Below are 12,155 nucleotides of genomic sequence, written 5' to 3'. Positions count from 1 at the left end.
CCGACTCTTCTTTTGAACCATTATTTTAGGCTTTGAGGAATAGTGGCATTAACTTCCATATAGTATTTTAATGCACCTTTATGTAGTTTTGTTTTAAACATATTTAAGTTTTTAAATGTGATTGCTTTCCACCAAATATTTTGTTTCTCTAACTGTGGTTTTGATTGCCAAAATGCTTTTGTAAGTTTGTAAGCAGTCTCTTCACTCATATTTGTAGTTGTATAAACTCCAACTGGAAGTGTAGTTGTTGCAACATCTACATCAACACCTGTATATGTACCAGCAGGGATTATTATTTTATCTCTTTTTGTTTTTGTAATTTGTTCATCATTCATACTTAAAAGTCTTATTTTATCACTAGCACTTGCTTCTATTACATTTGGTGCAGGATAAGAACCAGAAGTTGCAAACCCATCAATTTGTCCATTTTTAAGTGCAGTAACTGCACCTGATAATTCTGCACCTATTAGTTTAACATCATCTTTTAAACCAAATAAATCAATATATTTTTTAGCCTCTTTAGCTCCAAAACTTCCTTTTCCTATAAGTAATGATTTTCCTTTCAAATCTTCATAAGTTTTAATATCAGAATCAGCTCTTACAACCATATGCATAGTCAAATATGGGATAGGAAAAAGTGATCTTATTTTTGCATAATCCTCTGGATTATCATTTTTAAACATAGCTTGTTTGTTTTTAGCTAATCCAATTAAAGCAGGAGGTGTTGTAAAAACATAATTTCCTTTTCTTTTTCGTACCTCTTTTACATTTTGAACAGACCCTTGACTCTCTTCAATTGTTACACTCAAATTTTTATTTGAAGCTTTACTAACATCTTCACCAATTTGTACTGCCATTTGATAATAAGATGATGTAGATTTTGCAGCTTTTAAAGTTATTCGCTCAGATGCATTTGCACTTAGCGTAATAGCACATATTGTAGCTATTGATAAGATTTTTGATAATTTCATGTTTACTCCAAATATTAAAATTCAAAAATTATAACAATTTAAAATTAAATTTAGCCCTATAGATTGGGGATTTGATTAAACTAGGTAAAAATTTTTATACCCTTTTAAGTTAATTAGAATATTATTCCATTAACTAATTAATAGTTAACATATTAACTATTAATACAATAACATTTAAATCCCCACTAATTTTAAGGAATAAATATGTCGTTTGAAATAGATAATGCATTTGGTGTATTAGTAGCCAATATACGAAATTTACTAAAAAATCGTTTAGAAAAAGACTTGCAGGAATATGGTATTTCCCCATCTGAGAGTATTATTATAAGAAGACTTTGTGAAAAAGACAATTTAACTCAAAGGGAGTTAGCAAAAGATACTTACTTTAAACAATCAAGCTTAACTCTTCTAATAGATAAACTTGAAAAAAAAGGAATGGTAGAGAGAAGAGCTAAAAAGAATGATAGAAGAGCATATTTGATTTGCATAACTAATGAAGGTAAAAAATTGGAACAAATTTTAAAAGATGCAAGTAAAAAAGTTGAAGAAGAAGCTTTAAAAGGTATAGATAAAGAAAAAGAAGCCTTATTAATTAAAACATTAAAAAATATACACTCAAATTTGAAGTCATAAAAATATGAAAATAATACTATGTGTAATTTCATTAACTATTCTATTTTCAGGATGTGTTCCTAAAGTAACAACATCAAATACAATAAAAGATACAAAAATAGATGATGAGTTAATTAAAGATTTAAATGAATTTTCAAGTAATGATATAGAACTAAAAAATTCTTGGTGGAAAGATTTTAATGATAAACAACTAAATATATTAATAGAAGATGCAATAAAAAATGCTCCAAGTTTAAAACAACTAGAGGCAAAATACCAAAAAGCAAACAATATAATCAAAGCAAAAAAATCTTCAAATTTACCAAATGTAAATTTTGAATCCCAAGCTACTAGACAAAGATTTAGTGAAAACTATATTTTCCCAGAACCATTAAGTGGAAACTATTATAATCTTTATCAAACAGGTTTAAATTTACAATACGATTTTGACTTTTGGAATCAAAGAGCTTCATTAATTAAAGCTTCAAAAAATGAAGCCTTGGCTCAAGATGCCTTGATAAAAGTAAAACAATTGGCAATTTCTACTTCTACTAGTAAGTTATATATCTCTTGGAATTTCAAAATTGAAAAATTGAAAAAACTCTCTACTTTAAAAAAATTGATTTATGAAAAACATCATATTTTAAATGAATTGTATAATATGGGACTATCAAATAAAGAAAAAGTAAATGAAAGCAACTACTTAATCGAAAAAATCAACCAAGATATTTTAAATGTAAACGAAGAAATCGAAAATATAAAAAACTCTATTGCAGTTATTGCAGGACTTTTACCATCACAAATAAATAAGTTAGAAAACCCTTCTATTTCAAATGAATACAAAATCTCTATACCCAAAGATATTCATTTAAATATTGTTTCTCACTTGCCAGAAGTAGCTGTTCAAAAATATCTTTTAGCAAGTAAAGAACAATATATAGAAAATGCAAAATCAAAGTTTTATCCAAATATTAGATTAAGTGGTTTGTTGCATTTTACATCATTTCCATTTTCCCAATTGCTTAAAGAATCTTCTTTTGATCCAGAAGCTGGTGTGGCCTTTTCTTTACCAATTTTTGATGCAAAAAGAAGAGAATCAAACCTAAATACAAAAGTAAATGATTATAATGCCCAAGTATATGCATACAATGAGACAATAATAAAAGCTGTAAATAATATAGTTACAACATTAAAGAAAATACAATTAAATAAGTCCCAAGAAAAATCTGAAAAAATAGTTATTTCTAATAAAAACAAAAACAAAAATATTGAAAAAAGAGTGTATGAATTAGGTATAAAAAACAAAATCAATTTTATAAATAAGAACATAGAATTAGAAGAAGAAAAAATAAAAGAAATCGCACTACAAGACAAGAAATTTCAACTTCATATTGATTTAATTGAAGCCTTAGGTGGTGGATATAAAAATAAGGCAAAAGATGTACTTAGTAGCAAGTAAGCAAAATATATCTTTAGCCATAGAGGAATGGATAAATAAAGACTTACCCATCTTTAAATATATAATAAAATCAACTATTGCTGCACTTTTGGCTTTATGTATTTGTATGTATTTTAACTTAGCTATGCCACAAACTTCAGTATTTACTGTATTTATTGTAATGCAACCCTTTAGTGGACTTGTATTTTCAAAAAGTTATTATAGATTTGTAGGAACCGTTATTGGTACAATAATGGCAATAATTCTAGTTGGTGCTTTTGCCCAAGATAGAGTATCCTTTACTCTGTTTTTTGCCCTATGGGTTGGACTTTGTTCAGTGATTAGTTTTATGTCAAGAAACTTTATGTCTTATGGGTTTGTACTAACAGGATATACCATTGCCTTAGTTGCAATGCCTACGATTGAAAATCCTTTAAATGTATTTACATATGGAATAGATAGATTATCAGAAGTGGTAATTGGTCTTTTATGTGCAAGTTTTGTAAGTGAGATACTCTTTCCTCAAAAACTATCAAATACACTTTTAAAAGGTGAGCAAAATAAATTTAGCCTTTTGATTACTTCACTTAGCAAGAGTGAAAATCTATTTGATTTTGAAAATGAAAATATAAACTATGCAAGGGATATTTTAGGTTCTGATGCCTTAAGAGTAAATAGCTCTTTTGAAACAAATATGAAAAAAACCGATAAGTTATATTATAAGAGATTAAATTCTCAATTTATGCACATAAATACCACATTTTTTTCACTTAGAAATACACTAAATAATAATAAAGATAATAGTGAATTTATTGACTCACTTAAAAGAATTTATATAGATTTTGAAAAATGTTTATCAAACTATTCAAATAGCAATAATTTGCCAGCTTTAATAAATGAACTAAAAAAAGTAAAAGATATTACAAAAATGAAAATTGAAGAAGAAAAGAAGAGTCTTGATTTAGATGATTTTGATTTAATTCATGATTTTAACACTATTACCTCACTTTTTCTTAGATTAGAATCTGAGATTTATGATTATTGTAATACTTATTATGGTTTTACAACAAATAGTGACAAAATAAAAAGACTAGAGAAATTTGCTGAAAATTTAAAATTTTCCACTTATAGTGATAATGTACTTATTTCACTTATGATTCTAAGAGCTTCAATAACCTTAATCATTGTTATAACTATTTGGATAATCTCAGGTTGGGAATATGGTTCTTTAGCAGTACTGCCAGCAGTTGCTAATACTCTACTTTTAAGTACTGCCCCAAATCCAGTGGGAGCTACTAAAAACTTCTTAAAAGGTGCAGCTGTAGGTTTTATTATAACTCCCATATATAACTTTTATATCATTCCTATGTATGTAAGTGATTTATTTACCTTGTGTTTATTTTTAACTCCTGTGTTAGCTGGAATTTCACTTTTTATGATACTGCCAGGAAAAAACTTGATTGGATTTGGGTTTTTACTTATATTTATTACAACTTGTGCTATTCACACACAATATAGTATAAGTTTTGACACATTTATGGATATGAACATAGCTACAGTTGTTGGACTACTTTTTTCCGGACTTAGTTTTATACTTATAAATTTTACATCAAATATTTGGATTGAATCAAGGGTAAAAAAGGCCTTATCAAAACAAATTGAGATAACAACTAAAGATAAACTTGCCCTGCAAAGAGTGAGACTTGAAAGTGCAAGTTTTGATTTAATACAAAGATACTCAGCAATAGGAAGACTTGATAACAAATCAAATAACAAGATATTTAGATGGGTACTTTTAATACTTGAAATAGGAAAAGCTATTATAAATATAAGAAAAAATGCGACACTTTTTACAAAATCAAAACCACCAGAGATAAATAAAATACTTATCTTGATTAGAAAGTATTTTGACTTAAAAGATAAAAATAATAAAGAAGAACAAATGGAAAAAATAAGAGAAGTAATAAATGAATTTGAACATGTTCACTTACGATCAGCCAATGATCAAAAACTTTTAAAAGATATATATTTGGACTTTTCAATTATATACTCACTTATGAAAAGAAAAGAGTTTTTACCAATAAAAGGAGAAACTATATGAATTTAATCGTATCGATTTTAGGTATCCAGATTCCAGCACTAATAGTAATATTTTTATGTGCAGGATTAATCCAAGTATTACTAAATAAGGTTTTAGCCGACTTAGGAGTTTATGAATTTGTCTGGCATCCAGGACTATTTAGAACAGCACTTTTCGTGTGTGTTTTTACAAGCTTTTCGCTACTAATTTATAAATAAGGATTTATATGCAAAAAAATAAAATCGTACAACTTTTAAGATATATTATAACATTTAGCGTAGTTACTATAGCCATTGTTTTAGGAATGAAGTTGTGGCAAAACTATGTTGATTCTCCATGGACAAGAGATGGAAGAATAAGAGCAGATATTACTCTAATAGCACCTGATGTATCAGGAATGATTTCAAAAGTATATGTAAAAGATAATCAATATGTAAAAAAAGATGACAAACTATTTGAAATAGATAAAAAAAGATTTGAAGCAAACTTACAAAGAGCCCAATCAATTGTTCAAATAAAAAAAGCACAATATCTTAAGAAAAAAGCAGAATATGATAAAAGAATAAAAGGTGATGACAGTATTATTCCAAAAGATGTAAAAGATGATGCAAAATATAATTTGCTTATGGCAAAAGAGGAGTTAAATGAAGCCCTTTCAAAACTAGACATTACAAAACTTGATTTACAAAGAGCTACTGTATATGCACCTACAAGTGGTTGGATAAATAACTTACTTCTGAAAAAAGGTGATTTTATACAAAAAGGTCAAAGTCATATCTCTATGTTAAATGAAAACAGCTTTTGGGTTTATGGATATTTTGAAGAGCATAAACTTACAAAAATAAATATAGGTGATGAAGCTATTATGAATCCACTTGGAACTGACTTTACAATAAAAGGACATGTTCAAAGTATAGCAACAGGTATCACAGATAGAGATAACCAAATAGGAAAAGGACTTTTAGCAAATGTAAATCCATCATTTACATGGGTTAGACTAGCACAAAGAATACCTGTAAGAATAGCTATAGATGAAGTGCCAAAAGGATATACCTTAAGAGCAGGTACAACTTGTACCATAGAGTTAAAAAATAAATAAAAACGATGCCATAATTTATGGCATCAATTATTAACTATTAGCAAAATTATTTAAAGTCTCACCTTCAAGTCTATACCCTACCCACTCAGTTTGAGCAACAGCACCAAGGCTTTCATAAAACTCTCTTGAAGGAGTATTCCAATCTAAACAAGACCATTCAAATCGTCCACAGTTTTCAGCTAAAGCTTTTTTAGCAAGATGTTTTAATATAGTTTTTCCTGCACCATTTCCTCTTTTACTTTGAGATACATATAAATCTTCAAGATAAATACCATTTTTCCCAAGCCAAGTTGAGTAATTGTAAAAATAAACAGCATAACCAATGGCTACTCCATCTTCTTCACAAATCAAAGCTTTTACTGTAGAGTTTTTCCCAAAAATAGCTTCTCTTGTCTCCTTAACATTTGTTTTAACTTCATGTTCTGCTTTTTCATAAACAGCAAGTTCAATAATAAAATCTAAAATAGTTTGTGAATCAGATGCAACGGCATCTCTTATTGTTATTGACATTTTTATCCTTTTAAAAAAAATGAATATAACAAAATAGGCTTAATTTCTTATAAATAAAATAGTTTTTATATCAATTTTATATCTCTTAAATAATTTTCAATCATAGGAATAAAATCTTTTCTACATATCAAGTAAGTATCCAAGTTAAAATCCATCTGTGTAATTTTTAATTTTTCTGTATAACCAAACTTTTCGATAATCTCTCTTGAAAATAGAGCTACTCCATATCCTGCTTTCACACATGCAAGTATCAACTCATAGTTTTCTAGGTTTACTTTTTTGTATTTATTTTCATTTTCATTATTTAAATATTCTTCTAAAAATATACGATTTAAGCAACCATTTTTATATGCAAAAATAGTATCTTCTGCTATTTTGTCCTTTGGTTCAACTAAGACAATATCTTCTTTAAATATATTTAAAACTTCTATGTCTTTATGATTTGGGTTTCCATTTACAAAGGCAATATCAAGTTTATAATTAAGCAGTTGTTCTATTAGATTTAAACTACTATCAACTACAAAGTCTAGTTTCATATCTTTGAAGTTTTTATTTATATTTTCTATAAACTTTGTAAGTCTAATAGTAGTATTTGATTGGGTTGAACCTACTTTTAAAAGCTTTTGATAATCTACATTTTTCATCTTTAAACTAGCTTCTTCAACTTTTTTTACAATATCCACAGCATAAGGATAAAGCTTTTCACCAGCTAGGGTTAAAACAACTCCCCTATTTGTCCTATGAAAGAGTTCATAGCCCAAACTTTTTTCAAGCTGTTTTATTCTTAATGTTACATTTGATTGGGTAAAATTAAGCTCTTTTGCACCCAAAGATATACTCTTTGTATTTGCAACAGCGATAAATACTTTTAATAAATTTGAATCCATATTAATGACCAACCGTTTCAATTACTAAAATAGTAGCTATAATAAATAGTAAAACTTTTAATATCTTTGCATAAAACTTTGCATCGATTCTCTTTTTCAACTTTATACCAAAAAATAGACCTATAGCAACTATAATCAAACTCAGCATTGATACTTTAAAAGATTCAAAAGTAAAAGAACCATAATACAAAAATACACCCATCTGTCCAATTTTTGTAAAAAGAAAACACAAATTTGATAACTGAATAGTATCTTTTTTTGAATACTTCATCTCTATGCTATACATTATCATCAAAGGAGCTACAATATTTGTAAGACCTGATAAAATACCACCAAAGATACCTAACCCATAAGTTGAAGCTCTAGGATATTTAGATACAAAAGTAGCCTCAATTTTGACCAAAGATTGAAATAAATAAACAAAAATAATCAAAGCCAAAAGAAGTTTAAAATACTCAGAGTTGGCAAATATAAGCAAACCCGTACCTATACAACTACCTATCACCATGAGAGTTATGATAAACCAAAACTTCCTCAAAGCCTCAAAAAACTTACCCTCACTCATGATACTTACAATATTTACAAGCATAGTAGGAATAAGCATATACATTATAGTAGTTTGAATATCAGTAAATAAAGCAACCAAGGGCGTACAAATCATGCCAAAGCCAAAACCAATACCACCATGAACAATAGAAGAAATCAAAAGAATAACAGCAAAAGCAAGAATAAAATCAAAGTCCATATGATTACCTTTAATATTACATATAATTATCAGTAATACCTAAAGGCATTACTAATAATTATAACTAAAAAAGATAAATTTTTGTTTTAAGAAGCTTATTCTGAAATGTATTTAAATTTTAGATTATATTTTTGGAAGAATAACTTCAATATTTGCTTTAAGTTGTGGCAAGTGTAATCTTATAACATCTTCAATAATAACTTTATTTACACCTTCATAATCATGTGCAATAAAATTTCTAACATCATAAGTACCTTTTATAGGTAATTTATCTGCAAAAGATTCATCTCTTAGCTTATGTAATGTTTCACCAATTTGAAACAAACACATTAAAGTAGCATTGTAACCCATCGAATCAGTTAACAAAGCTTCAATAGTTTTGTATTTAGTTTTAAATTCTTCAATATTTGAAATATTTTCTAAAATAAACTCAAGCTTTTGTTTTGCACTAGACATAAACAACATCTTTTAGGGCATATTTTTTAAATGTAGTAGAATTATTATCAATAGTAGAAATATCAACTTTAAGATTCAAAGATTTTTGCAAAGATTCTTTTATCTCAGACAATCGAGAAAAAGCCTCAAAGCCAGCATATTTTTTCACAAAAGTAGGCTCAATATCATACAATAAATCAATATCACTATCTTTTGTTTGAGTATTAGTAGCATAAGAACCAAACACTCCAATGATTTTAAAACCATCTTCTAAAAGTTTTTGTTTCTCAATTTTAATTTTATTTAATAATTCTTTTTCCATATAGTATTATATCATATTGGAATCTAAATATATTTTACTTCTCTTAAAATATCTTCTTTTATTATAGGTATTAAATATTTTTCTCTTACAATATTAATCTTCTTTTGAAAGTGATTTTCTAATACATTTCTAAACTCAGATTTTTTATCGTAAATGTTAATAAGACCATTTTCAAGCTCCACAAGAATATCTATATCACTATTCTCTTTAGCTTCACTTCTAACATAAGAGTCAAAAAGCCCAAGCTTAGTAATACCAAATTTTTTAGAAAATTCATCTTTATGTTCACTAAGATAATTAATAATATATTCTTTTGTCACTTTGAGTCCTTCTTTGATTTTAAATTTATAGCATAAAATAATCTATTAATATGGAAGTTATTTTACTTTAAAGAAGTGAAAGCAAAAAATAATAAATAGTATTTTTTAAACCTATAAACAAAATGAAAGGAACAACTATTAATTTTAACAAAAGCGAATCTGATATTATATAAATCATATTTAAAATATTTTCTTGATTATCAACTATATTATTTATTATAAACTCTGGATAGAAATAATTAACTAAAAAAGATATGATATGAGAAAAAAATAAAATAGTAAATAGCTTGATATAATTAAATTTTCTATTAGAAAAAGAGAATTTAAAACTCTTTCTATCTGTGATTGAAAAATAAAACCAAAATATTGCGATAATAGAACTTGTTACAACTAATATTTTATTAAAAGCAAAAGAATCATCATTAATATTAAATGAAAATCCTATTGCCAAAATGAATATCATATTAAAACAAATTACTAAAATAAAATAATTGAATATTGTATACAACAAGCTTTTCAAGATTTCTTTGAACATAATAATTCCTCATAATAATAAATAATTTTATTACATATCTACATAAAAATAAATTAATAAAAGAACTAGTTGTATGTAGATTCAAGGCGCAGATAGTTTTTTTTGATTGAGCGTACTAAAGTACGTGATTGAAAGAAAAACTATTTGCAACGCAGAAGATGCGTGCAAATAGTTCTTTTATTAAAGAGCTTTTGCTGTAATTCTGTTTAGTCTTTGTGCGAATTGAACTGCATCAGTAATTTCCATACCTTCAGATAGTTTCGCTTGGTCTAATAATACCCATGATACATCTGCAATAAGAGCATCATCTGGGCAACCGTTTAATTTCTTAACTATGTCATGCTCTGGGTTGATTTCTAGGATTGGAGCGCCTTCTGGCATTGCTTGTCCCATTGCTCTCATCATTTGCATCATTTGAGCCATTTGTGCGTCACCTGCATCTTTTGTAACACAAGATGGTGATTCACTTAATCTGTTAGTTACTCTTACTTCTTTAACAGCTTCTCCTAAGATATCTTTGATTTTTTTAGTGATTGATTCAAATTTTTCTTCAACCTCTTTTTTTGCTTCTTCACTTTGTTCTACTTTTGGAGCTTCACAAGAAGTGATGTCTTTAAATTCCCACTCTTTATAAGCTTGTAATCCTGGAGTGATGATTTCGTCAATCTCTTTGTCATCACAAATTAATACTTCGATATCATTTTTCTTATAAGCTTCTAGTAATGGTGAGTTTTTCATTACATTTTCATTTTCACCAATGATATAATAAATAGCTTTTTGTTCACTGTCAGCTCTATCTTTATATGCTTCTAATGAAGTCATTTTACCAGCTTCAGTTTTTGTTGATTTGTATCTAAGTAGTTCTAATAAAGCTTCTTTATTTGTATAATCTTGGTAAGCACCCTCTTTTAAAGCTCTGTTATATTGAGCTACAAATTCAGCGTATTTTTCTTCATCTTTAGATAATTTTTTAATCTCACTTAAGATTTTTTTTACTGAACCTTGTTTGATATTTGCCATTACTCTATTTTCTTGTAAGATTTCTCTTGAAACATTTAATGGTAAATCTTCACTATCAATAATACCTCTTACAAATCTTAAGTAAGTAGGTAATAATTCTTTTTCGCTATCTGTGATAAATACTCTTTTAACATAAAGTTTAACACCTGGTTGATAATCAGCTCTATACATATCCATAGGAGCGATTGAAGGGATATAAAATAGTGTTGTATACTCATTTACACCTTCAACTCTTGTATGCATTGTAAGCATAGGATCCATAGAGTCATGAGAGATTGATTTATAAAAATCATTGTACTCATCTTTTTTGATTTTAGCTTTTGGTTGCATCCAAAGAGCTGTTGCTGCATTTATTTTATCATGTCTTTTTTCAGTAGTTTTTTTAGCTTCTTTTCCAGCTTTTTTATCTTCTTCACTCAACTCTTCAGTTACTTCTTCTGAATAATTTAAGAAAATTGGATAAGCAATATGATCTGAATATTTTTTAACAATATTTTCGATTCTATGTTTGCTAGCGAACTCTTCTGCTTCTTCATCTTTTAATTTGATATAAATAACAGTTCCAGTTGATTCTTTTGTACAAGGACCTAAGTCAAACTCACCAGAACCATTACTTGACCATTTGTATGCTGTCTCTTCACCTGCTTTTTTAGAGATAACATCAACATGAGATGCCACCATAAATACAGAATAAAAACCAACACCAAATTGACCGATTAAGTTCGAATCTTTTTTCGCATCACCAGTCATTGCTTCAATAAATGATTTCGTTCCTGATTTTGCAATAGTACCAATAGAAGCAATTAAATCTTCATCAGTCATACCAATACCATTATCTACTATCGTCAAAGACTTATCTGCTTCATCAAAAGAAACATTAATCTCACCAGCCCAATCCTCAGGAAGTGCTGCTTTGATTTTTTCATCTGTTAATTTTAAGTAATTTAACTTATCAATTGCATCACTTGCATTTGATACTAATTCTCTTATAAAAATCTCTTTGTTTGAGTATAAAGAGTGAGTCATTAAATGTAATAGTTGTCCAACTTCTGTTTGAAATTGATGTTTTGCCATGTTGTTCCTTTTTATTTAGGGCATGGTTAAGTTGCTTTCGCAACGTCTGCCATGAATTTCACCTATAATTTTTAGTTTTTGTAAAAGAAATTTTATCAAAACTTTAT

Annotated in this window: 14 protein-coding genes; 5 read left to right on the top strand and 9 right to left on the bottom strand. The window is 27.5% G+C overall.

Going from position 1 to position 12,155, the window contains the following annotated elements; translation table 11 throughout:
* Positions 1 to 20 precede the first annotated feature (20 nt).
* A complete protein-coding gene (locus tag CRU95_RS03495) occupies positions 21 to 971 on the bottom strand; it encodes a TAXI family TRAP transporter solute-binding subunit (protein WP_129099767.1) in 951 nt (316 codons plus the stop codon).
* A 204-nt stretch (positions 972 to 1,175) separates the two neighbouring features.
* Between CRU95_RS03495 and CRU95_RS03490 the strand changes: the two genes are divergently transcribed.
* From CRU95_RS03490 to CRU95_RS03470, 5 genes are read left to right on the top strand one after another with little or no spacing between them, the layout of a single operon-like run.
* The gene (locus tag CRU95_RS03490; protein WP_129099766.1) at positions 1,176 to 1,604 is read left to right on the top strand and encodes a MarR family winged helix-turn-helix transcriptional regulator; all 429 of its coding nucleotides are present in this window, start codon (positions 1,176 to 1,178) and stop codon (positions 1,602 to 1,604) included.
* Positions 1,605 to 1,608: 4 nt separating this feature from the next.
* Complete coding sequence (locus CRU95_RS03485) at positions 1,609 to 3,042, top strand: TolC family protein (protein ID WP_129099765.1); 1,434 nt, start codon at positions 1,609 to 1,611, stop codon at positions 3,040 to 3,042.
* Positions 3,023 to 5,122, top strand: coding sequence for an FUSC family protein (locus CRU95_RS03480; protein ID WP_129099764.1), 2,100 nt, complete (start codon positions 3,023 to 3,025; stop codon positions 5,120 to 5,122). The genes CRU95_RS03485 and CRU95_RS03480 overlap by 20 nt, the downstream gene beginning before the upstream one ends.
* Positions 5,119 to 5,319: a DUF1656 domain-containing protein gene (locus tag CRU95_RS03475; RefSeq protein ID WP_129099763.1), complete on the top strand. Its 201-nt coding sequence runs from the start codon at positions 5,119 to 5,121 to the stop codon at positions 5,317 to 5,319. Before CRU95_RS03480 ends, CRU95_RS03475 begins: the two co-directional genes overlap by 4 nt.
* A gap of 8 nt (positions 5,320 to 5,327) precedes the next feature.
* A complete protein-coding gene (locus CRU95_RS03470) occupies positions 5,328 to 6,200 on the top strand; it encodes a biotin/lipoyl-binding protein (RefSeq protein ID WP_129099762.1) in 873 nt (290 codons plus the stop codon).
* Positions 6,201 to 6,230: 30 nt separating this feature from the next.
* On the opposite strand, the gene CRU95_RS03465 is transcribed toward CRU95_RS03470, so the two are convergent.
* From CRU95_RS03465 to htpG, 8 genes are all read right to left on the bottom strand, one after another.
* Entirely contained in the window at positions 6,231 to 6,710 is a 480-nt protein-coding gene (locus tag CRU95_RS03465) for a GNAT family N-acetyltransferase (protein WP_129099761.1), read from the bottom strand.
* Between the two features lie 65 nt (positions 6,711 to 6,775).
* On the bottom strand, positions 6,776 to 7,597 hold the full coding sequence (locus tag CRU95_RS03460) for a LysR family transcriptional regulator (RefSeq protein WP_129099760.1): 822 nt from the start codon (positions 7,595 to 7,597) through the stop codon (positions 6,776 to 6,778).
* 1 nt (position 7,598) lies between these two features.
* Positions 7,599 to 8,342, bottom strand: coding sequence for a sulfite exporter TauE/SafE family protein (locus tag CRU95_RS03455; protein ID WP_129099759.1), 744 nt, complete (start codon positions 8,340 to 8,342; stop codon positions 7,599 to 7,601).
* Positions 8,343 to 8,465: 123 nt separating this feature from the next.
* The gene (locus tag CRU95_RS03450) at positions 8,466 to 8,798 is read right to left on the bottom strand and encodes a DUF86 domain-containing protein (protein WP_164969718.1); all 333 of its coding nucleotides are present in this window, start codon (positions 8,796 to 8,798) and stop codon (positions 8,466 to 8,468) included.
* Complete coding sequence (locus CRU95_RS03445) at positions 8,791 to 9,099, bottom strand: nucleotidyltransferase family protein (protein ID WP_129099757.1); 309 nt, start codon at positions 9,097 to 9,099, stop codon at positions 8,791 to 8,793. The genes CRU95_RS03450 and CRU95_RS03445 overlap by 8 nt, the downstream gene beginning before the upstream one ends.
* 23 nt (positions 9,100 to 9,122) lie before the next feature.
* Entirely contained in the window at positions 9,123 to 9,419 is a 297-nt protein-coding gene (locus CRU95_RS03440; RefSeq protein ID WP_129099756.1) for a nucleotidyltransferase family protein, read from the bottom strand.
* 67 nt (positions 9,420 to 9,486) lie between these two features.
* Positions 9,487 to 9,870 carry a hypothetical protein gene (locus CRU95_RS03435; protein ID WP_164969717.1) on the bottom strand — a complete coding sequence of 128 codons (384 nt, stop codon included), beginning with the start codon at positions 9,868 to 9,870 and terminating at the stop codon, positions 9,487 to 9,489.
* Between the two features lie 264 nt (positions 9,871 to 10,134).
* Complete coding sequence (gene htpG / locus CRU95_RS03430) at positions 10,135 to 12,048, bottom strand: molecular chaperone HtpG (RefSeq protein WP_129099754.1); 1,914 nt, start codon at positions 12,046 to 12,048, stop codon at positions 10,135 to 10,137.
* Positions 12,049 to 12,155: the final 107 nt, after the last annotated feature.

Origin of the sequence: Arcobacter sp. F2176 (genome assembly GCF_004116465.1) — a bacterium.
GTDB lineage: Bacteria > Campylobacterota > Campylobacteria > Campylobacterales > Arcobacteraceae > Arcobacter > Arcobacter siniprincipis.
The sequence above is the reverse complement of the archived record's forward strand: the minus strand, read 5'-3'. Positions and strand labels throughout refer to the sequence as shown.

What these genes read in the sequence shown, in the direction of transcription:
- CRU95_RS03495 (WP_129099767.1), bottom strand. Translation starts at nt 971, where the DNA reads ATGAAATTATCAAAAATCTTATCAATAGCTACAATATGTGCTATTACG.
- CRU95_RS03490 (WP_129099766.1), top strand. Translation starts at nt 1,176, where the DNA reads ATGTCGTTTGAAATAGATAATGCATTTGGTGTATTAGTAGCCAATATA.
- CRU95_RS03485 (WP_129099765.1), top strand. Translation starts at nt 1,609, where the DNA reads ATGAAAATAATACTATGTGTAATTTCATTAACTATTCTATTTTCAGGA.
- CRU95_RS03480 (WP_129099764.1), top strand. Translation starts at nt 3,023, where the DNA reads ATGTACTTAGTAGCAAGTAAGCAAAATATATCTTTAGCCATAGAGGAA.
- CRU95_RS03475 (WP_129099763.1), top strand. Translation starts at nt 5,119, where the DNA reads ATGAATTTAATCGTATCGATTTTAGGTATCCAGATTCCAGCACTAATA.
- CRU95_RS03470 (WP_129099762.1), top strand. Translation starts at nt 5,328, where the DNA reads ATGCAAAAAAATAAAATCGTACAACTTTTAAGATATATTATAACATTT.
- CRU95_RS03465 (WP_129099761.1), bottom strand. Translation starts at nt 6,710, where the DNA reads ATGTCAATAACAATAAGAGATGCCGTTGCATCTGATTCACAAACTATT.
- CRU95_RS03460 (WP_129099760.1), bottom strand. Translation starts at nt 7,597, where the DNA reads ATGGATTCAAATTTATTAAAAGTATTTATCGCTGTTGCAAATACAAAG.
- CRU95_RS03455 (WP_129099759.1), bottom strand. Translation starts at nt 8,342, where the DNA reads ATGGACTTTGATTTTATTCTTGCTTTTGCTGTTATTCTTTTGATTTCT.
- CRU95_RS03450 (WP_164969718.1), bottom strand. Translation starts at nt 8,798, where the DNA reads ATGTCTAGTGCAAAACAAAAGCTTGAGTTTATTTTAGAAAATATTTCA.
- CRU95_RS03445 (WP_129099757.1), bottom strand. Translation starts at nt 9,099, where the DNA reads ATGGAAAAAGAATTATTAAATAAAATTAAAATTGAGAAACAAAAACTT.
- htpG (WP_129099754.1), bottom strand. Translation starts at nt 12,048, where the DNA reads ATGGCAAAACATCAATTTCAAACAGAAGTTGGACAACTATTACATTTA.